This window comes from Modestobacter caceresii (genome assembly GCF_000761485.1).
GTDB classification, from domain to species: domain Bacteria; phylum Actinomycetota; class Actinomycetes; order Mycobacteriales; family Geodermatophilaceae; genus Modestobacter; species Modestobacter caceresii.
This window is the reverse complement of the sequence record NZ_JPMX01000091.1, coordinates 63573-84123: the sequence shown is the minus strand read 5'-3', so window position 1 is coordinate 84123 and position 20551 is coordinate 63573. Positions and strand designations below refer to the sequence as shown.

18 protein-coding genes are annotated in these 20551 nt (G+C 74.2%); 9 read left to right on the top strand and 9 right to left on the bottom strand.

The annotated features are described in order from the left end of the window. Window positions 1–21 precede the first annotated feature (21 nt). Entirely contained in the window at window positions 22–864 is an 843-nt protein-coding gene (locus IN07_RS18470; RefSeq protein ID WP_081975534.1) for a DUF2332 domain-containing protein, read from the bottom strand. Continuing rightward, window positions 861–1700 carry a helix-turn-helix domain-containing protein gene (locus IN07_RS18465; RefSeq protein ID WP_036338509.1) on the bottom strand — a complete coding sequence of 280 codons (840 nt, stop codon included), beginning with the start codon at window positions 1698–1700 and terminating at the stop codon, window positions 861–863. The genes IN07_RS18470 and IN07_RS18465 overlap by 4 nt, the downstream gene beginning before the upstream one ends. 126 nt (window positions 1701–1826) lie before the next feature. On the opposite strand from IN07_RS18465, the gene IN07_RS18460 reads away from it, so the two are divergent. After that, complete coding sequence (locus IN07_RS18460; RefSeq protein WP_036338506.1) at window positions 1827–2570, top strand: SDR family oxidoreductase; 744 nt, start codon at window positions 1827–1829, stop codon at window positions 2568–2570. A 12-nt stretch (window positions 2571–2582) separates the two neighbouring features. Here the strand turns inward: IN07_RS18460 and IN07_RS18455 are convergent, their stop codons facing one another. Further along, on the bottom strand, window positions 2583–3944 hold the full coding sequence (locus tag IN07_RS18455; protein ID WP_231558462.1) for an amidase family protein: 1362 nt from the start codon (window positions 3942–3944) through the stop codon (window positions 2583–2585). A gap of 69 nt (window positions 3945–4013) precedes the next feature. Continuing rightward, entirely contained in the window at window positions 4014–4616 is a 603-nt protein-coding gene (locus IN07_RS24175) for a hypothetical protein (protein ID WP_052091470.1), read from the bottom strand. A gap of 173 nt (window positions 4617–4789) precedes the next feature. On the opposite strand from IN07_RS24175, the gene IN07_RS18440 reads away from it, so the two are divergent. After that, window positions 4790–6067: a HupE/UreJ family protein gene (locus tag IN07_RS18440; protein ID WP_156119273.1), complete on the top strand. Its 1278-nt coding sequence runs from the start codon at window positions 4790–4792 to the stop codon at window positions 6065–6067. Between the two features lie 15 nt (window positions 6068–6082). On the opposite strand, the gene IN07_RS18435 is transcribed toward IN07_RS18440, so the two are convergent. The 3 genes from IN07_RS18435 to IN07_RS18425 are packed head-to-tail and all read right to left on the bottom strand — an operon-like array spanning window position 6083 to window position 9350. Further along, window positions 6083–6925 (bottom strand): SDR family NAD(P)-dependent oxidoreductase, encoded by an 843-nt coding sequence (locus tag IN07_RS18435; RefSeq protein ID WP_036338500.1) that lies wholly within the window; start codon window positions 6923–6925, stop codon window positions 6083–6085. Further along, complete coding sequence (locus IN07_RS18430) at window positions 6922–7860, bottom strand: alpha/beta fold hydrolase (RefSeq protein ID WP_036338498.1); 939 nt, start codon at window positions 7858–7860, stop codon at window positions 6922–6924. Before IN07_RS18430 ends, IN07_RS18435 begins: the two co-directional genes overlap by 4 nt. Further along, window positions 7857–9350, bottom strand: a complete 1494-nt coding sequence (locus tag IN07_RS18425; protein WP_036338495.1) for a flavin-containing monooxygenase — start codon at window positions 9348–9350, stop codon at window positions 7857–7859. The genes IN07_RS18430 and IN07_RS18425 overlap by 4 nt, the downstream gene beginning before the upstream one ends. A 111-nt stretch (window positions 9351–9461) precedes the next feature. Between IN07_RS18425 and IN07_RS18420 the strand changes: the two genes are divergently transcribed. The 6 genes from IN07_RS18420 (at window position 9462) to ppsA (ending at window position 16582) form a co-directional block, all read left to right on the top strand. Beyond that, window positions 9462–10694, top strand: coding sequence for a PucR family transcriptional regulator (locus IN07_RS18420; RefSeq protein ID WP_036338895.1), 1233 nt, complete (start codon window positions 9462–9464; stop codon window positions 10692–10694). A gap of 53 nt (window positions 10695–10747) precedes the next feature. Next, complete coding sequence (locus IN07_RS18415) at window positions 10748–11530, top strand: ABC transporter ATP-binding protein (protein WP_036338492.1); 783 nt, start codon at window positions 10748–10750, stop codon at window positions 11528–11530. Then, window positions 11527–12288: an ABC transporter permease gene (locus tag IN07_RS18410; RefSeq protein ID WP_036338489.1), complete on the top strand. Its 762-nt coding sequence runs from the start codon at window positions 11527–11529 to the stop codon at window positions 12286–12288. The genes IN07_RS18415 and IN07_RS18410 overlap by 4 nt, the downstream gene beginning before the upstream one ends. 33 nt (window positions 12289–12321) lie before the next feature. After that, window positions 12322–13095: a MerR family transcriptional regulator gene (locus IN07_RS18405; RefSeq protein WP_036338486.1), complete on the top strand. Its 774-nt coding sequence runs from the start codon at window positions 12322–12324 to the stop codon at window positions 13093–13095. A 176-nt stretch (window positions 13096–13271) separates the two neighbouring features. Next, the gene (locus IN07_RS18400; protein WP_036338483.1) at window positions 13272–14165 is read left to right on the top strand and encodes a pyruvate, water dikinase regulatory protein; all 894 of its coding nucleotides are present in this window, start codon (window positions 13272–13274) and stop codon (window positions 14163–14165) included. Further along, complete coding sequence (ppsA, locus tag IN07_RS18395; protein WP_036338480.1) at window positions 14162–16582, top strand: phosphoenolpyruvate synthase; 2421 nt, start codon at window positions 14162–14164, stop codon at window positions 16580–16582. Before IN07_RS18400 ends, ppsA begins: the two co-directional genes overlap by 4 nt. A 66-nt stretch (window positions 16583–16648) precedes the next feature. Here ppsA and IN07_RS18390 read toward each other — a convergent pair whose 3' ends face one another. Continuing rightward, a complete protein-coding gene (locus IN07_RS18390; RefSeq protein WP_036338477.1) occupies window positions 16649–16996 on the bottom strand; it encodes a hypothetical protein in 348 nt (115 codons plus the stop codon). Between the two features lie 185 nt (window positions 16997–17181). On the opposite strand from IN07_RS18390, the gene IN07_RS18385 reads away from it, so the two are divergent. Beyond that, window positions 17182–19725: a SpoIIE family protein phosphatase gene (locus tag IN07_RS18385; protein WP_036338892.1), complete on the top strand. Its 2544-nt coding sequence runs from the start codon at window positions 17182–17184 to the stop codon at window positions 19723–19725. A gap of 63 nt (window positions 19726–19788) precedes the next feature. On the opposite strand, the gene IN07_RS18380 is transcribed toward IN07_RS18385, so the two are convergent. Further along, the gene (locus IN07_RS18380) at window positions 19789–20502 is read right to left on the bottom strand and encodes an alpha/beta fold hydrolase (RefSeq protein WP_036338889.1); all 714 of its coding nucleotides are present in this window, start codon (window positions 20500–20502) and stop codon (window positions 19789–19791) included. Between the last annotated feature and the right edge of the window lie 49 nt (window positions 20503–20551).

Below are 20551 nucleotides of genomic sequence, written 5' to 3'. Positions count from 1 at the left end.
GTCCGGTCAGTCCACCGGCTGCTACGGGTCCGCGAGCCAGGACAGCAGGCGGCCGCGGGACCAGCAGCGGCCGACGGCCTCGGTCCGCAGCGTCGACTGCTCAACGAGGGCCAGGCCGATGATGCTGTGGCCGGACGCGTGGCGGTCGCCGAGGGTCGGGACCGCCGGCGCGACCCCGACGCCCTCGGCGGAGACCCAGGCCACCGGGCGTCCGGCCGCCGCGTCGTCGAGCCGGTGCAGGAAGCGCAGGCGCTGCTCCAGCGGCACCTGCGACAGCGCCCACGTCGTGGTGACCACCGGCAGGGCGTCGGCGGGCACCCGGGCCACCGCCTCGGGGAGCAGCTCGACGGGGTCCCCGCGCAGCAGCAGCGGTGGGGCCGTCGCCGCCAGCGCCAGCTCCACGTCGAGCCGCGCAGCCCGCTCCACCTCATCCGGCGCCAGGCAGGCGCGCAGCCGGCGGACGTCGTCGGCGTCGGTCACGTCGACCGGGTCGCGACCGATCCCGATGCGGGTGACGACGTCGGGGACCGCCCACGTCGGGAGCCGCCCGTTCCCTCGGACGGCCGCCGACAGCTGCACAGGGGACGACGGGTCGCCCAGCACCTGGCCGTTGCCGTAGGTGAGGCCCACCCGATCGATGTGGAGGTCGAGTCCGGGCGAACAGCCCACGTCGACCAGCCCGACCGCGACCGCGCCCACCCGGTGCGCCGCCTCGGCGATCGCCGGGTACAGCACGGCGCAGCGGTCGGTCTCGAAGCTCTGCTCCCGTCGGCGCGTGATCGTCACCCCCTCGTCGGTCGTCCGGAGCAGCGTGCCGATCGCCGCGCCGGGGACAGTGTCCCGGTCACCTACGGGGGCGGTCAGCGCTCGTGCACTCCCTGCTCCCGGTCGGCGGCGAGCGTGCCGAGCAGCCGGACGGCGTCCGCGTCGGTGGAGCCGGGCTCCGCGAGGTAGACGACGAGCTGCTGCCCCGGGGAGCTGCGGACGTCGAGGGTCTGCATCCGCAGGGTCAGCCGGCCGACCTCGGGGTGCAGGAAGGTCTTGACCTCCGCGCTCTTCCCCCGCGCCTCCTGCCGGGCCCAGATGCGGGCGAACTCGGGGCTCTGGTCGGTCAGGTGGCGGACGAGGTGCCGGGCACGGGGATCACCGGGCACCGCCCCGGCCTGCAGCCGGAAGCCGGCGACGGTGTTGACCGCCGCCCGCGACCAGTCGGCGTAGAACCGCCGGGCGGCCGGGTCGAGGAACACGTTGAGCAGCAGGTTGTCCGAGTGGGTGAACGGCGCGAGGAGCACCGCGCCCAGCCGGTTGCGGGCCAGCACGTCGTAGGTGCGGCCGAGCACGAACGCGGGGTTCTCCGGCCAGGCGTCCATGAGCTGCACGAGGTCGGGGTCGACGCGCTCCGGGGAGGGGGCGGTGACCGGCCGGGGTGCGATGTCGGCCAGCCGGTAGAGGTGCAGCCGGGCGTCGTCGTCGAGCAGCAGCACGCCGCTGAGCGCGTCCAGCACCTGCACCGACGGGCGCCGCTCGCGGCCCTGCTCCAGTCGGACGTAGTAGTCGACGCTCACCCCCGCCAGCAGCGCCACCTCCTCGCGCCGCAGCCCCGGCACCCGACGCTTCAGCCCCGGCGCGAGGGCCACCTGCGCGGGCGTGACCAGCGCGCGGTGCGCGCGGAGGAACTCACCCAGTTCGCCTGCTGACATGCCCTCGACCGTAGGGCCCACGCAACGCGCCCGGGTGGGTGCCGTGCACCCAGGAGGACGGCGGCACCCCGGAGCGGATCGCGCCGGACGACGGTGGAGCCACACCCCAGACGCAGGAGGGACACCATGACCACCACCACCCCGGTCACCGAGCGGGTCGTGCTCGTCACCGGCGCCAGCAGCGGCATCGGCGCGGCGACCACCCGGCGGCTCGCTGCCGAGGGCCACCTCGTCGTCGCAGCCGCCCGCCGCACCGAGCGGCTCACCCAGCTGTCCACCGAGTGCGCCGCGGCCGGCGGCCGGGTCGAGCCGCTGGAGCTCGACGTCACCGACCGGGCGGCGACGGCCGCATCCGCCGCGGGCATCGTCGACCGGCACGGCCGGCTCGACGTCCTGGTCGCCAACGCCGGGCTGATGCCGTTGTCCCGGCTCGACGCACTGCTCGTCGACGAGTGGGACCGGATGATCGACGTCAACGTCCGCGGCCTGCTGTACGGCATCGCCGCGGTCCTCCCGCACTTCCAGCGGCAGGGGAGCGGTCACGTCGTCACCCTCGCCTCGATCGGCGCGCACGCGGTGTCGCCGACGGCCGCGGTCTACTGCGGCACGAAGTACGCCGCCTGGGCGATCACCGAGGGGCTGCGTCAGGAGGCCGACCCGAGCATCCGGGTCACCACGATCACCCCGGGGGTGACCGAGTCCGAGCTCGCCGGGACCATCTCCGACCCCGGGGCCCAGGAGCTGATGCGCAGCTACCGGGCGAACGCCATCCCGGCCGACGCCGTGGCCGGCGCCATCTCCTACGCGCTCGCCCAGCCCGCAGCGGTCGACGTCAACGAGATCGTCCTCCGCCCGGCGGCGCAGCGGTGAGCACGCGGCTGGTCAGCCGATCGTGGCCCGGCCACGGTCCAGGGCGGCCTCGACGAGCCGGGCGCTCGCCAGCAGGCCGGCGTCCTCGCCGGGCAGGGCCTCCAGCGAGATCCCGATCGGCAGGCCGGCGGGCGTCGTCCCGGCCGGCAGCGAGATGGCCGGCATGCCCGCGGTCGAGCCGGGACCGGTGTTCCGGATGGTGGTCAGGAAGACCGGCACCTGACGCCCGTTGAGCTCGGTCGTGTCGTCGTCCCCGAGTGGGGGAGCGGGCAGGGGCACCGTGGGGTAGACCAGCGCGTCCAGCCGCTGGGCGCCGGCGGGCTGGAGGGCCGCGGCGTAGGCGGCGCGGAGCCGGTCGCGGGTGACCATCGCCTCCCGGTAGACCTCTTCGGTGACGACCCCGCTGAGGGCGGCCTCGAGCGCACCCCGGACGTCCGGCGACGCCACCTGCGCCAGCACGTCGGCCAGCGTGAGCCCGCTCTCCGGGCCGGGCAGCGTCGCCAGGTAGGCCGGCAGGTCCTGCACGACCTCGAAGAAGACGATCGGGAAGCCGCACTCCGCGTCCAGCGTGTGCCCCCCGACGACCTGGACCTCGACCAGCTCGACGCCGGCGGCGGCCAGGCGGTCGAGCGCCTCCTCGGTGCAGCGGGCGACCTCCGGGTGGAGGTCGTCGTAGAACCCGTCGCGGGGGACCCCCAGCCGCAGCGGGCGGCCGGACGGCGCCGCGGCGGGCTCGCCGGTCACGATCTCGTCGACGAGCGCCGCGTCGGCGACCGACGTGGCGAGCACGCCCGCGGTGTCCCGGGTGCGGGAGATCGGGACGGTCCGGCCGGTGCCCCAGCGGCCGGTGGTGGGACGCCACCCCACCACCCCGCAGTGCGCCGCCGGCACCCGCAGCGACCCGCCGGTGTCGGTGCCCAGGGCGATGGGCACGACCCCGGTCGCCACCGCGACGGCGGACCCACCCGAGGAGCCCCCGGCCGAGCGGGTCGGGTCGTGCGGGTTGCGCACCGGCCCGAAGGCCGCGTTGTTGCTGGTGATGCCGAGGGCGAGCTCGTGCAGGTTCGTCTTGCCGATCACGGTCGCGCCGGCCGCGCGCAGCCGGGCCACGGCGTGGTGGTCCCGCCCCGGCCGGGAGTCCCGGAGAGCCGGCGTCCCGCCGGTGGTGGGCAGGTCGCGGGTGTCCAGGTTGTCCTTGACCGCGAGCGGGACACCGGCCAGCGGCCCCTCGCCCGGCTCCGGGTGGTCGGCGAGGGAGAGGAAGGCGCCGAGCTCGGCGATCTCCCGGGCCCGCTGCCCGCTGGCTGCGACCACCGCCTCGGCCGAGGACGCGATGACCTGCTGACGCACCTGGTCCAGCGACGAGGACTCCACGGATGGGATCGTGGCACGTTCCGCCGCGCTCAGCCCCCTGCACGCCGGTCGGGCGGCGGGGTCCCGGGATCAGGTGTCCAGGCCGGAGTACGTCGGCGTCGCCTCCTCGCCGTCCCAGGTGACCCGGAACTCGAAGGCCGTCTCGAGGTCGGCGAGGTACTGGTCGGCCTCCTCCCGGGTGATCGTGCCGTCGGCCAGCAGCGTGTCGATCGCCACGCCGTACTCCGCGACCATGCCGTCGATGAGCTCCTGCGGGTCGACGCCGAGGTCCTCGGCCACCTCGGCCAGACCCTGCCCGGCGTCCATCCGGACGTGCAGTTCCTCGTGGGAGATGCCGAGCACCTCGTCGAGGACGTCCTGCACCGGCTGGTGTCCGCGGTGCAGGTCCAGGCCGGGGTCGCCGTAGGCGTCCTGGATGAGCTCGACGAGCTGCTCCTCCGTGGTCACCGCGGAGACGTCGACGGACCCGCCGGGGCCGCCCTGGCCGCCGCCGCCCGGCATCCCGCCGCCGAAGCCGGTCGTCCCGGACGTCGAGTCGGTGGAGGTGGTCGACTCCGTGGAGGTGGTCGACGTGCTGGCGGTGGCCGAGTCGTCGGCGGTCCCGCAGGCGGCCAGCGGGAGGGCGAGGGAGACGGAGAGGGTCAGGGCGGCGACGGCCTTGCGGATCTTCACGGGGGAGTCCTGTCGGTCGGGTCGTCGTGGGACGACCGGCGATGTGCCGACCACGCTGACCCCCGAGGCTCTGTGTGCCCCGTGCGCTCCCTGTGCGGTCCCTGAGCACTGCCTGGACGGATGCACACGACGTCCTCAGTCACCGCACAGCCGGCCCGGCCACGGTGGACAGCATGACGACGCGTCCCACCCGTGCTCTGGCCGTCACCGCCCTGACCGGGGTGCTGACCGGTGGTCTGGCCCTGCTCACCGCGGGCACCGCCCAGGCGCACAGCCTCACCAGCAGCACCCTGGCCGTGCGGGTCGGCGAGGAGTCCGTCGAGGCGACCGTCTCCGTCGCCGCCGACACCCTCGACACGGTGCTCGGCGGCTCGGCGACCGATGCGGAGGTGACCGGCTACCTCGCCGAGCACCTGACCGTCACCGGCAGCGACGGCAGCACCTGGACCGAGACCTGGTCCTCGGTGGTGCGCGAGACGGTGGAGGGCATCGACTCCTACCGCGTCGACGTCGTGCTGGACCCCGGCGGCGCCGACCCGTCGGCGTTCACCCTCGCCTACGACGGCGTCATCGCCGCCGACGCCTCCCACGAGGCGGTGGTGGTGCTCACCGACGCCGCCGGGGAGATCTCCACCGCCGGGGTGCTCACCGCCACCGACGACACGCTCGTCATCGGGGACGGCGGCCGCCTGGGCACCGGACTGACCGACATGGTCGGGTACGGGTTGCACCACGTGCTCGAGGGCGCCGACCACCTGCTGTTCCTGCTCACCCTGCTGCTGGTCGCACCGGTGGCCGCCGTCGCCGGCCGCTGGCGCCGGCGGGACGGGATGCGGCCCACCGCACGCTCTGTGCTGGCCGTGGTCACCGCCTTCACCGTCGGGCACTCGCTGACCCTGCTGGCCTCGGCGCTGGGCTGGGTGACCGCGCCCAGCGCGCCGGTCGAGGTGCTGATCGCGGTGTCGGTGGGGGTGGCCGCCGTGCACGCGCTGCGCCCGCTGGCCCGCCGCGGCGAGGTCCTGGTGGCCGGGGGGTTCGGTCTGGTGCACGGGCTGGCGTTCGCCGGCATCCTCACGGACCTGGGACTGGGCGGGGTGACCTCGGTGCCCGCGCTGCTGGCGTTCAACGTCGGCGTGGAGCTGGCCCAGCTGCTCACCGTCGCGCTGGTCTTCCCCTCCCTGTACCTGCTCTCCCGCACCCGCTGGTACCCGGTGGTCCGCGCCACCGGCGCGCTCATCGCGCTGGTGGCCGCCACGACCTGGGCGCTGGACCGGCTGGGCTGGCTGGCCGACCCGCTGGCCGGGGTGGAGGAGACGCTGATCGCGAACCCGTGGTGGGTCGTCGCCGGCCTGGCCCTCCTGGCCCTGGTCGCCTGCACGACCGGACCGTTGGTGCGCCAGGACGACGCCGCCCGGACGACCGACCGTCGCGCCCTCGCCCGGCTCGGATGAGGGACCGGGGCCCGATCAGGTCCGGAGTGCCCGCCGCTGGACCAGGGCCGCCAGCCGCGGGTAGCTGGCGGGGAGCAGCCGCACCAGCAGGTCGACGACCTTCGCGTCGGTGCCGACCAGCACCCGCGCCCGACCGGCCTCCACGCCGTCGACGATGGCCCGGGCCGCCTGCTCGGGGGGCATCCGGAGCAGCTTCTCGTCGTACATCCGCGCCCGTGCCTCGTCCTCCGGTGTGACCAGCCCGTGCTGTCGGGAGTGCTCCAGCGCCGCCCGGGAGATGTCGGTGCGCACGCCACCGGGGTGGACGACGGTGACCTGCACCGGGTGCCCGGCCAGCAGCATCTCCGCGCGCAGGGCCTCGGTGAACCCGCGGACGGCGAACTTGCTCGCGCTGTAGGCGTTGATCGACGCCTGGCCCATGATCCCGTTGAGGCTGGACACGTTCACCACGTGCCCGTCGCCGGAGGCGACCAGGTGGGGGAGGAACGCCTTGGTGCCGTGCAGGACGCCGAAGAGGTTGATGCCCAGGATGCGGTCGTAGTCGGCCCAGTCGCTGTCCAGCACCGTGCTCCCGCCCGCGACCCCGGCGTTGTTGTACACCTGGTGCACGACGCCGAAGTGGTCGGCCACCGTGGCCGCGTGCGCCAGCACCGCGCCGCGGTCGGCGACGTCGAGGACGGCGCTGTGCACCTCGGCGCCCAGCGCCCGCGCGCGGGCCGCGGTCTCGGCCGCCCGGGCCTCGTCCACGTCGGACACCGCCACCCGGGCACCGCGCCGGGCCAGTTCGAGGGCCAGCTGCCGGCCGATGCCGGAACCGGCGCCGGTGACGACGGCGACCTTGCCTCGCACGCTGCTCATCGGGGGTCTCCTGTCGGGGACAGCGACGCCAGCGGGGCGCCGGTGCTGCGGGCGAGGTCGGTGGTGAGCTCGACGAGCTGGTCGACGACGCCGGGGGCCAGGTGGTGGCCCAGGTCGGGGAGCTCGACGAACCGGGAGCCGGGGACGGCGGCCGCGGTGGCCCGGCCGCCGCTCGGGTGCACCATCCGGTCGGCCGACCCGTGGACCACGAGGGTGGGGGCGGTGATCCGCCGCAGCTCCGCGGTCCGGTCGCCGGAGGCCTGGATGGCGCTGATCTGCCGGGGCACGCCGGCCCGGGCGCGTACGCCGCCGCCGCGCTCCCACAGCCCCAGCGCCCAGGCCCGCTCGAGGTCGTCGTCGGGCAGGGCGGTCGGGGAGCCGATGTGCCGCAGCAGGGACAGGTGGCGCTCGACCGACTCCTCGACCGTGCGCGCCGGTGCCTGGGCCAGCCGGGCCAGGGTGGACCGGGCGGGCTGCCCGATCCGCCGGTTCCCGGTGGTGGAGAAGATCGACGTCAGGCTGGCGACCCGGTCCGGGTGCCGCGCGGCGAGCGTCTGGGCGATCATGCCGCCCATCGACATGCCGACCAGGTGGGCGCGGTCGATGGCCAGGTGCTCCAGCAGCCCGTAGGTGTCCGCCGCCATGTCCGCGAGGTCGTAGGCGTCCGGCCGTGGCCGGGCCAGCAGCTGCCGCAGCCGCCCCGGGGACCGGGTGCCGATCACGCTCGAGCGGCCGATGTCGCGGTTGTCGAGGCGGACGACGCGGAACCCGTGGCCGGTGAACCCGTCGACCATCCGCTGCGGCCAGGAGGTGAGGTCCAGGCCGAGGCCGGCGACGAGCAGCAGCGGGACGCCGTCGTCCGGGCCGTCGGTGCGGTAGCAGAGCCGCGGGCCGGCGGGCAGGTCGACGAACCGGTCCAGGTCCGCGGCGCTCACGCGGCGACCTGCTCGGCCGCGCCGCTGCGGGTGAAGACGAGCTCCGGGTCGACGACGCTGTCGACCCGGAGCAGCTTGACGTCCGACCGGTAGTCCATCGAGGTCAACCAGGGCATCCGGTCACCCTGCCGCGGCAGCTGGTGGATGGCCCGCTGGACGTAGCCGGCGGCGAAGTCGAGGAACGGCCGGGTGGGCATGTCCGGGTCGCGGGGCTCGGGGCGGACGCTGTCGTACCCGTGCGCGTCCAGGTGGCTGAGCAACCGGGTGAAGTGCTCGCAGAGCAGCCCGATCTTCAGCGTCCAGGAGCTGTTCGTGTAGCCGACCGCGAAGGCGAGGTTGGGCACGCCGGAGAGCATCATCCCCTTGTAGGCGACGGTCTCGGGCAGCTGCACCTCCTGGCCGTCGACGGTGAACTGCACGCCGCCGAACGCCTGCAGGTTGAGCCCGGTGGCGGTGACGATCACGTCGGCCGGCAGCTCCCGGCCCGACTCCAGCAGCACCCCGGTCTCGGTGAACGTGACGATCCGGTCGGTGACGACCTCGGCCCGGTCCTCACGGATCGCGCGGAACAGGTCGCCGTCCGGGACGGCGCACAGCCGCTGGTCCCACGGGCCGTACGGCGGGTTGAAGTGCTCGTCGACCGGATAGCCGTCGGGGAGCTGCTTGGCGTTGACCCAGCGGATGAGCTTCCGGGCCCGCTCCGGGTGCCGCTGGCAGAACTGCCAGACCAGCCGGCCCTTGGCGATGTTCTTGCGGCGGATCAGCGGGTGGGCGCGCTCCTCGCCCAGCACCCGGCGCAGCCGGTTGGCCAGCTTGTCCTCGGCCGGGACCGGCATGACGTAGCTGGGCGTGCGCTGCAGCATGGTGACGCTCGCGGCCGTCCCGGCCAGCGCCGGGACGAGGGTGACCGCGGTGGCCCCGCTGCCGATGACGACGACGCGCTTGCCCGCGGTGTCCAGGTCCGCGGGCCAGTGCTGCGGGTGCACGAGCTGGCCGGCGAACCGCTCGCGCCCCTCGAAGTGCGGGGTGAAGCCCTCGTCGTAGCGGTAGTAGCCGCCGGCGACGAACAGCCAGCCGCAGGTGAGCGCGGTCCGCTCGCCGGTGTCGGTGCGCTCCACCTCGACGGTCCACCGCGCCCGCTCCGACGACCACGACGCGGCGACCACCCGGGAGTGGAAGCGCACGTGGCCGTCGATCCCGTGCTCGGCCGCGGTGCCGCGCAGGTAGTCGAGGATCCGGTCGGCGCCGGCGATGGACTGCGGGTCGCGCCACGGCGCGAACTCGTAGCCGAAGGTGTGCAGGTCGGAGTCCGACCGGATGCCCGGGTACCGGAACAGGTCCCAGGTGCCGCCGGTCGCCTCGCGCGCCTCCAGCAGCGCGAAGCTGCGCTGCGGGTGGTCGCGCTGCAGGTAGTACGCGGCGCCGATGCCGGAGAGGCCGGCACCCACGATCAGGACGTCGAGGTGCTCGACGGGAGTCGGGGTGCTCATGCTCTCTCCAGCTCGGCAGGGGACGGCGCTGTCTCGACCTTCTGTGACCGGAGGACGTTCTGCCAGCACGATCAGCACCACGGTCGGCACGCAGTGGTGCACGATGAACCGGTGACCTCCGAGTGGCCCACCCCGTCGCCGGCTGTCCGGGAGCTCTTCCGGCGCGGCGCGGAGCTCGCCCTCGATCCCCGGGCCGAGTGGGTCGCCGAGCTGCACACCGCGGCGTTGAGCGGGTCCGGCATGCGCCCGGTCGCCGAGGACCCGGTGCTCGCCGAGGGGGCCCGGCGGGCCAACCGCGCCAACCTGCTGCGCTGGGCCGCGGCCAACGTGGAGCGCCCCGGGGAGCGGGTGCCGGTCGACCTGGGGCCCGAGGTGCTGGAGGGTGCCCGGGACCTGGTCCGGCGCGGGCTCGACCACCGGGGCCTGGACGCCTACCGCACCGCGCAGGCGGTCGCCTGGCGCCGGTGGATGGACATCTGCTTCCAGCTCACCTCGGACACCGCCGAGCTGCGTGAGCTGCTGGACGTGTCGGCGCGGTCCATCAGCACCTTCATCGACGACACCGTCACCGCGGTGTCCGCCCGGATGGCCGCCGAGCGCGCCGAGCTGACCCGCGGTGCGCATGCCGAGCGCCGGGTCACGGTGTCGCTGCTGCTGGAGGGGGCGCCGCTCGCCCGGGCCCGGGCCGAGGCGCAGCTGGGCTACGGGCTCACCGGGCCGCACACCGCCGTCATCGCGTGGAGCGATGCCGGTACTGCCGGTTCGGTCCAGCTGGAGGCGGCGGCCGAGGCGGCGATGCGGGCCGCTGGTGCCGCGGGGCGGCTGACCGTGGTGGCCGGAGCGGCCGCGCTGTGGGTGTGGCTGCCGGTCGGCCGGGCGCCCGAGGCGGAGTCGGTGGCCGCCGGGCTGGCCGACGCCCCGGACGTCCGGGTGGCCGTGGGGCGCCCGGGGGTCGACGTCGAGGGGTTCCGGCGCAGCCACCTGGACGCGGTGACCACCCAGCAGATGCTCGACCGGCTGACCTCGCCGCAGCAGGTCGCCCGCTACGAGGACGTGCAGCTGGTCGCGTTGCTCACCAGGGACCCCGCCCGGGTGGAGGAGTTCCTGGCCGACACCCTGGGCGGCCTCCTCGGTGCCGATGCGGTCACCTGCGAGACGGTGCTGGTCTACGTCCGCGAGCTCGGCAACGCCTCGCGGACGGCGGCGCGGCTGTACACCCACCGGAACACCGTGCTCCGCCGGCTGGCCCGGGCCGAGGACCTGCTGCCGCGGCCCCTGGCGGAGAACGCCGTCGCCGTCGCCGCGGCGCTGGAGGTGCTGCGCTGGCGAGGTGCCCGGCCGTGACGTGGGGAGCAGGGCTTGACCTTGACGCAGGGTCAGGGCTGGACGCTCCCGCCATGACCACCACACCAGCAATCGAGCTCACCGGGCTCACCAAGTCCTACGGCGACCATGCGGTGCTCTCCGGCGTCGACCTGAGCGTCGCCCCGGGCACCGTCCTCGCCCTGCTGGGCGCCAACGGCTCCGGCAAGACCACCACGGTGAAGATCCTGTCCACGCTGCTCCGGACCGACGGCGGCACGGCCACCGTCCACGGGCACGACGTCGCGACCGCGCACGGCGAGGTCCGCGCGTCGATCAGCCTCACCGGACAGTTCGCCGCCGTTGACGAGGTGCTCACCGGGCGGGAGAACCTGGTGCTCGTCGCGAAGCTGCGCCACCTCGACGACGCCGGCGGCATCGCCGACGAGCTGCTCGCCCGCTTCGAGCTGGCCGACGCGGCCGGACGCCGGGTGGCGACCTGGTCGGGCGGGATGCGCCGCCGCCTCGACATCGCGATGAGCCTGATCGGCGACCCGCCCGTGCTCTTCCTCGACGAACCGACGACGGGGCTGGACCCGCAGTCGCGGATCGAGGTCTGGGCGACGGTCCGCGAGCTCGTCGGTCAGGGCACGACGGTGCTGCTCACCACCCAGTACCTGGACGAGGCCGAGCACCTCGCCGACCGGATCGCGATCCTGCACGAGGGGCGGATCATCGCCGAGGGCACCCTCGCCGAGCTCCAGCAGCTGTTGCCGCCGGCCGAGGTCGAGTACGTGGAGAAGCAGCCGACCCTGGAGGACGTCTTCCTGGCGATCGTCGGCCACGACGGCTCCAGCGAGCAGGAGGCCGACCGATGACCGCCGCCGTCCTCCGGGACACCGCGACCCTGTCGAAGCGGTCGCTGCGCCACGTCCTGCGCAGCCCGGACACGATCATCACCACGGCCGTCACGCCGGTCGCCATGCTGCTGCTGTTCGTCTACGTCTTCGGGTCCGCCATCGACGTCGGCGGGGGCCGGTACGTCGACTACCTGCTGCCCGGGGTCCTGCTCATCACCGTCGCCTCCGGGATCGCCTACACCGCCTTCCGGCTCTTCACCGACGTCTCCGGTGGTCTCTTCGAGCGGTTCCGGTCGATGCCGATCGCCCGGTCGGCGGTGCTCTGGGCGCACGTGCTCACCTCGGTCGTCGCCAACCTGCTCGCGCTCGCGCTCGTCGTCCTGGTCGCCGTGGCGATGGGGTTCCGGACCGGCGCGGGCGTGCTCGCCTGGCTCGCCGTCCTCGGCATCCTGGTGCTGTTCACCCTGGCGCTGACCTGGCTGGCCGTGGTCCCCGGGCTGACCGCCAGGTCGGTCGACGGGGTCAGCGGGTTCTCCTACCCCCTCGTCTTCCTGCCGTTCATCAGCTCGGCGTTCGTCCCGACCGACGGCATGCCGGGCCCGGTGCGCTGGTTCGCCGAGAACCAGCCCGTCACCCCGATCGTGGGCACCATCCGCAGTCTGTTCGCGGAGCGGCCGGTCGGGGACGACGGTTGGCTGGCAGTCGCCTGGTGCGTCGGCCTGCTGCTCGTCGCGTACGCGCTGGCGATGAGCACCTACCGCCGGAAGACCGGCTGACCGGGACGATGGCGGAGAGGAGACCCCAGCGCCATGCTGACCATCGGCCAGCTCGCGTCCTACGCCGGCGTGACGGTCCGCGCCGTCCGGCACTACCACGCCAAGGGACTGCTTCCCGAGCCCGAGCGCGACCACTCCGGCTACCGGCGCTACGACGCCGCGGCCGTCGTGGAGCTGATCAGGATCCGGATCCTGGCCGAGGCCGGCGTGCCGCTGTCCCGGGTGCGCGAGCTGCTGGCCGCAGGTGACGAGGGCTTCGCCGTCGCCGTCGCGGAGATCGACCGCCGGCTGCGAGCCGAGATCCGCGACCGACAGCGTCATCGGGAGCGGATCTCCCAGCTCGCCGCCGGCGACAGCCTGGCGTTGCCGCCGGAGGCGGTCGCCTACCTCGACCGGATGCACGAGTACGGGTTCCCGGAGCGGGTGATCGAGATCGAGCGGGACAGCTGGATCCTGCTCGCCGCGCAGATGCCGGACCAGATGTCGGCGTTCATGGCGATCAAGCACGCGCAGATCGAGGACGAACCGCTGCGCCGGCTCTATCTCGACATCGGCGACCTGGCCGACTGCGCGGCGGACGACCCGCGGCTGCCGGCGCTCGCGGACCGGGTGGTCGCCTTCCTCGAGGCGGCGGCAGCCCGGTCCGCGGGGGTGGTGGAGGAGGAGCCGATCAGCGCCGACCTGATCGCGCTCCTCGATGCCGCGTTCGTCGAGGCCTTCGCGTGCGCCCCGCGCCTGTTCCAGCTCCTGGAGGAACGGGGCTTCATCGGCTGGACCGACATCAGGCGCATCGACCCGGCGGGCTGAGGCCCGGTCCTGGTCTGCGGGGACCGTGGAGCGACCGCGCAGGTGCGCGGGAGGCCGCCGGCGGGGGATGCTCACCCCGAGCTCGCTCTTCTCTGCAACGACGCGGAAGACCAGAGGTGCTGCATGACGCCTGACCTGCCGGGGCACTGCGCCGGGAACCGCCACCGGGGCGTCCGGTGACCGACGACCGTGACGCGGACGCCGTCGTCCCGGTGTTCTTCCTGTCCGACAGCACCGGGATCAGCGCGGAGACGATGGGCAACGCGCTGCTCATCCAGTTCCCCGACGTGCACTTCGAACGCACCCTCATCCCGTTCATCTCCTCGGTCGAGGAGGCCCGCGAGGTGGTCGCCCAGCTGGACGAGGCGATGGAGGGGCCGGTCACCCCGCTGGTGTTCACCACCGCCGCCGTCGACGAGGTGCGCGAGGAGCTGCTGCGGACCAAGGCCCCGATCATCGACTTCTTCGGCATCCACATGGACCGGGTCGAGGAGCAGCTGGGCACCCGCGGACTGCGGGAGGCCCGGCGGCTGCACGGGGTCGGCGACGTCCGCCGCTACAACAGTCGGATGGCGGCGATCGAGTTCGCCATCGAGCACGACGACGGCCTGAGCCCGCGCGGGCTGGACCGGGCCGACGTCGTCCTGCTGGCGCCGTCCCGGTGCGGCAAGACGCCGACCGCGATGTACCTCGCGCTGCAGCACGGCCTCTTCGTGGCCAACTACCCGCTGGTCGACGAGGACCTGGAGACCACCGACCTGCCCCGCCCGGTGAAGGACCTCCGCGAGCGGTGCTTCGGGCTGACCACCACGGTCTCCCGGCTCAGCCGGGTCCGGCAGGAGCGGCGGCCGGACTCGCGGTACGCATCCGAGGACCAGTGCCGGTACGAGCTGCGCCGGGCGACGGCGATGTACGAGACGCACTCCCTGCCCACGGTCGACACCTCGGCGGCCTCCGTCGAGGAGATCGCCGCCGTGGTGATCCAGACCCTGGCCCGGCAACGGCGCAGCTCCGGCCAGCGCCCGCCATCCGGCCACGACCTCCGGCGAGGAAGGACCCCCCGACCATGAGCACCGACACCGCACCCGAGGCCCCGGCCGGCAGGACCCCGGACGACGGCGACAACGTCCGCTGGTTCGCCGAGCTCGGGCTCGGCGACCTGGAGGTCGTGGGCGGGAAGAACGCCTCGCTCGGCGAGATGATCTCCCACCTCGCCGACGCCGGGGTCAGCGTCCCGGACGGCTTCGCCACCACCGCGGCGGCCTACCAGCGCTTCCTCGGCGACACCGGGCTGGCCGCCCGGATCGCCGACCGGCTGCGCACGCTGGACACCGACGACGTCCGGGCGCTGTCCGCCGCCGGCACGGAGATCCGCCGGGCGGTGGTCGAGCAGCCGTTCCCGCCGGCGCTGGAGGCCGACATCCGGGCCGCGTACGAACGGCTCGCCGGGGACGACGCGGAGGCCTCCTTCGCGGTCCGGTCCAGCGCCACGGCCGAGGACCTGCCCGACGCCTCCTTCGCCGGCCAGCAAGAGACCTTCCTCAACGTGCGCGGCATCGACGCCGTCCTGCAGGCGGTCCGCGAGGTCTACGCCTCGCTCTACAACGACCGGGCCATCGCCTACCGGGTGCACCACGGCTTCGACCACGAGTCGGTCTCGCTGTCGGCGGGCGTGCAGCGGATGGTCCGCTCGGACGTCGGGGCGTCGGGCGTGCTGTTCACCATGGACACCGAGTCCGGTTTCCGGGACGCCGTCTTCGTCACCTCGGCCTACGGGCTGGGGGAGGGCGTGGTGCAGGGGGCGGTCAACCCCGACGAGTTCTACGTCTACAAGCCCGCCCTGCGCGCCGGCCGCCCGGCCGTGCTGAAGCGCGGCGTGGGGGAGAAGGCCACCAAGATGGTCTACACCGCGCACGCCGAGGTCGGCCGGACGACGGAGTTCGTCGACGTCGACCCCGCCGACCGCCGGAAGCTGTCCCTCACCGACGACGAGGTCCTCGAGCTGGCCCGCCAGGCGCTCAAGATCGAGGAGCACTACGGCCGGCCGATGGACATCGAGTGGGGCAAGGACGGCCGCACCGGGGAGCTGATGATCCTGCAGGCGCGCCCGGAGACGGTGCAGTCCCGCGCCGGGACCACCTCCGAGCGCTACCGGCTCACCGGCACCGGGGACGTCGTGGTCGAGGGGCGGGCGATCGGGCAGAAGATCGGCGCGGGTGCGGTCCGGGTGCTCACCGACATCGACGAGATGGACTCCTTCACCCCCGGCGACGTGCTGGTCGCCGACATGACCGACCCGGACTGGGAACCGATCATGAAGCGGGCCGCGGCGATCGTGACCAACCGCGGCGGCCGCACCTGCCACGCGGCGATCATCGCCCGCGAGCTCGGCATCCCCGCCGTCGTCGGCACCGGGACCGCCACCCGGGCCCTGTCCGACGGCGACCCGGTCACCGTCTCCTGCGCCGAGGGCGACACCGGCCTGGTCTACGCCGGCGAGGTCGGCTTCGAGGTCGCCGAGACCGAGCTGGACGCCATGCCGGAGATCCCCACCAAGATCATGATGAACGTGGGGACGCCGGAGCAGGCCTTCGCCTTCTCCCGGCTGCCGCACGCCGGGGTCGGGCTGGCCCGGCTGGAGTTCATCATCAACCGGCAGATCGGGATCCACCCGCGCGCCCTGCTGGAGCTGGACACCCTGGACGCGCCGCTGAAGGCGGAGATCGAGGAGCGGATCGTCGCCTACCCCTCGGCGCGGGACTTCTTCGTGCAGCGGGTGGCCGAGGGCGTCTCCATGATCGCCGCGGCGTTCGCGCCGGAGCCGGTGATCGTGCGGATGAGCGACTTCAAGTCCAACGAGTACGCCAACCTGCTCGGCGGCGAGGCCTACGAGCCGCACGAGGAGAACCCGATGCTCGGCTACCGCGGGGCGTCGCGGTACCTGTCGGCCGACTTCGCCGACTGCTTCGCGATGGAGTGCGAGGCGCTGCGGTACGTCCGCGACGAGATGGGGCTGACCAACGTCAAGATCATGATCCCGTTCGTCCGGACCGTGGCGGAGATCGAGGGCGTGGTGCGGCTGCTCGGCGAGCACGGCCTGCGCCGCGGAGAGAACGACCTGTCGGTGGTGATGATGTGCGAGCTGCCGTCCAACGCGCTGCTGGCTCACGAGTTCCTCGACCACGTCGACGGGTTCTCCATCGGCTCCAACGACATGACCCAGCTGGTGCTCGGCCTCGACCGCGACTCCAGCCTGGTGGCCGGCAGCTTCGACGAGCGCAACCCCGCCGTCCTCGCCGTGCTGGAGATGGCGATCAAGGCGTGCCTGGAGCGCGGCAAGTACGTCGGCATCTGCGGCCAGGGCCCGAGCGACCACCCCGACCTGGCCGAGTGGCTGGTGGCCCAGGGGATCGAGTCGATGTCGCTGAACCCGGACACCGTCGTCGACACCTGGCTGCACCTGGCCAGGACGGGGCGCCCGGCCTGACAGCAGGCCCGAGGACACCGCTCGACGTCGTCGGCCCGGCGACGGGCTGGTGGCCGGCTCGGACGGTCAGTCGCCCGAGGGGTCCCGGTCGTCGGCCGCGCGTTGCTGCTCGATCCGGCCGAGCACCGTCTTCCGGTTCGTCCCGAGGTCCCGCTCGGCGCGCTGGGCCCGGTCCAGCTGCGTCTCTCCGTGCAGGCCGGCGACCCGGCGTCGCGCCTCGGGCGCCGGGACGTCGAGCAGCTCGGCCGCCCGGCGGGCCTCCCGGGCGGCCTCGGTGTCCGGGACGTGCTGCCTCGTACCGGACTGACCCAGCCGCCCGCCGCGGTCGCCGGCCTTGATCTCCTCCTTGAGCCGGGCGCGCAGCTCCGGGTCGGTGTAGTCGTCCTCGTAGTCCTCCGCCGTCCTGCCGCTCATGGCGACCGCCGTACCCCGGCAGGGCCATCCCGACTCCGCAGCCCGCGCGGGGCTCCCGGTGGTGCTCGTCGACCGCGGGGTGCCGGTGGCTGCTCGGGGAGCGGGCGCGGTGGTGACGGCGTGCGCCGTACAGTCGCCTTCTCATCGGGACGTGCAGCGCACGTGTCCTGCCTCCGGAGGGACACGTGCCCAGTCCACTGCCACCTGTCCCCGCGGTGCCGGCCGGGTCCGATCCGGCGTTCGAGCGCTTCGCCCGGCTGGTCCGGCGGCAGCTGGGCGTGCCCGTGGCACTGGTCACCTTCGTCTCCGCGGACGAGCAGGTGTTCCCGGGCGCCCTCGGGCTGGCCGAACCGTGGCAGACGAGCCGCCGGACGCCGCTGAGCCACTCCTTCTGCCAGCACGTGGTCCGTTCCGGGGAGCCCCTGGTCGTCCCCGACGCCCGCACCGACCCGCTGGTCGCCGACAACCTGGCCATCCCCGACCTGCACGTCATCGCCTACGCCGGTGTCCCGCTGACCGACGTCGACGGGAACGTCGTGGGGTCGCTGTGCGCGATCGACAGCCGTCCCCGTGCCTGGTCCGAGGACGACCTGGCGGTGCTGGTCGACCTGGCCGGGGCGTGCAGCTCGGAGGTCCAGCTGCGGACTGCACGACGTCGCGCCGCGGACGCCGGCGTGGTCGCGGAGGCGTCGTCGGCGCGGACGCGCCGGCTGCTGGCCGACCAGGAGATCGACCGGTCCCGGTGGGCCCTGGCGCTGGAGGCCGGGCGGGTCGGGACCTTCGACCTGGACCTGGCCACCGGCGCCCTGGCGGTGGACGACCGGCTGCTGGAGCTGTCCGGGATGGACCGCGCCACGTTCACCGGCCGCCCCGAGGACGTCTACGCGCACGTGCACCCCGAGGACCTCCCTGAGGTCGTCGCCCGGGTGCAGCGGGCGGTCGAGAGCCGCGGCACCTACGACGCCGAGTACCGGATCGTCCTCGCTGACGGCGGGGAGCGGTGGGTGGCCGCCCGTGGGCAGGTGGCGGGCGGTGAGGACGGCACGTCAGCCCGCCTCCTCGGCGTCGTCCACGACACGACCCCCCAGCGGCGGAGCCTGGAGCTGGCCGCGCAGACCCTGGACTCGATGGCCGTCGGCTACCTGGCGATGGACGGCGACTGGCGGATCACCTACGCCAACAAGGAGGCCGAGCGCACGGTGGGCCGCGCGCGTGCCGAGCTGGTCGGCGGCGTCCTCTGGGACCTGTTCCCGGCGACGCTGGGCACCGAGTTCGAGGCCCGCTACCGCGGGGTCGCCGAGACCGGGCAGCCGTGCACGTTCGACGCCTGGTACCCCGAACCGCTCGACGCCTGGTACGAGGTGCGGGCCAACCCCGAACACGGCGGGGTCGCGCTGTACTTCACCGACATCAGCGCACGGGTGCGCGCGCAGCAGCACAGCGACCTGCTGGGGGAGGTCTCCCGTGAGCTCACCGGCGTGCTGGACGCCGAGCAGGCCGTCGCCCGCCTGGCCCGGTTGGTCGTGCCGGCCCTCGCCGACTGGTGCGTGGTCACGCTCGTCGACGACGACCAGCAGACCGGCAGCCGCCGCGGTCTGCGGGACGTCGGCTGGTGGCACGCCGACCCCGCGCTGCGCCCGGTCGTCGAGGCCTACGCGCGGGAGCGCGTCCCCGCGCTGCGGGACACGTCCTTCCTCGGCCAGGTGCTGCTCACCGGACGCACCGCCACCGCCACCACGGACGCGACCGACCGCATCCGGGACGTGCTGCGGCCCGGCCGGGCACAGCAGCTCCTCGGCGACCTGGCCCCGGAGTCCTTCGGCATCCTCGCCCTGCGCGGCCGGGACCGGACCGTGGGCCTGCTCAGCCTCTTCAACGGGGCGGCCCGTGCGCCGATCACGGCGGCCGAGCTGCAGGTGGCCGCCGACATCGCCGGGCGGGCCGGCCTCGCGCTGGACAACGCCCGGCTCTACCGGGAGCAGCGGCAGCTGTCCGAGGAGCTGCAGCGCTGGCTGCTGACCGCCCCGGCGGCGCCGGACCAGGTGCAGATCGTGGTGCGCTACACCCCGGCCGCGGAGGCGGCACAGGTCGGCGGTGACTGGTACGACGCCTTCGTCCAACCGGGAGGCAGCACCATCGTCACGATCGGCGACGTCCTGGGCCACAACACCGCGGCCGCTGCCGCGATGGGGCAGCTCCGGTCGATGCTGCGCGCGATCGCCGTCACCAGCGATGCCGGGCCCGCCGAGGTGCTCACCCGGGTCGACGAGGCGATGGCCACCCTGCAGATCCGGACGAACGCGACGGCCGTGGTGCTCCGCCTGGAGCAGACCGACGAGCAGGCCCGGGACGGCACGACCACCGTGCGCTGGTCCAACGCCGGGCACCCGCCGCCGATGGTGATCGCCCCGGACGGGACGGTGCTGGCGCTGACGGCCCCGCGGGCGGACCTGCTGCTCGGGGTCGACGACAGCGCGCCCCGGCGGGAGCGCGAGGTGACCCTCGACCGGGACGCCGTCCTCCTGCTCTACACCGACGGCCTGATCGAGCGGCGCGACTCCGACCTCGACGCCGGCCTCGACCGGCTGCGCGACGCCCTGGCCGACCTCGCCGGGCTGGACCTGGACGAGCTGTGCGACCAGCTGCTCGCCCGTCTGCTGCCCGACGACGTCGACGACGACGTCGCCCTGATCGCCGTCCGGCTGCGCCCGCACCGACGAGGTCGCTGACCGCACAGGTCACCAGCGCCGCTGGACGCCTGCCAGCCCGCGTGCGCGGCGTCCGGCGGTGGGTCAGGCAGCCGTTGCCTTGACGGCGCGCAGGATCGCGTCGGCGACCTCGTCGGGCCGGGAGACGGGCACCGCGTGCGAGGCGCCGGCGAGCTCGACGACCTCGTGGGCGCCGGCCCGCTCGGCCATGAACCGCTGCGCCTGCGGCGGGATGTTGCGGTCCAGCTCCGGCACCAGGAACCAGGACGGGGCGTGCTGCCACGCCGGGTCGGCCGGCGCGCCCTCGTTCAGGGCGACGTCGCTCAGCGGCCGCTGCGTGGCCGCCGCCAGCGCCGCGTCCTCCGCCGACAGATCCGCGGCGAACTGCTGGTGGAACAGCTCCTGGCGGATGTAGAGGTCGGTGCTGCCGTCGGCCAGCGGGACCGGCTGGATCGTGTCGCCGAGCGTGCTGCCGGGGTAGCGGCCGGACAGCTCCGCGATGCTCTCGCCCTCCTGCGGGGCGAACGCGGCGACGTACACCAGCGCCGTGACCGCGCGGTTCCCCTGGGCCGCCGCGGAGATGACCGCGCCGCCGTAGGAGTGGCCGACCAGCACGACCGGCCCCTCGATCGAGTCGAGGACGGCCTTCACCGAGGCGGCGTCGCCGGACAGGCTGCGCAGCGGGTTGGCCGCGGCGACGGTGCGGTGCCCGGCGGACTGGAGCCGGGCGATGACGCCGCCCCAGCTCGCGGACTCGGCGAAGGCGCCGTGCACGAGGACGACGGTGGGCTGGGTCATGGGGGCCTCCAGGGGCTGGTCGTGGACGAACGGGTGTGCCACGGTGACG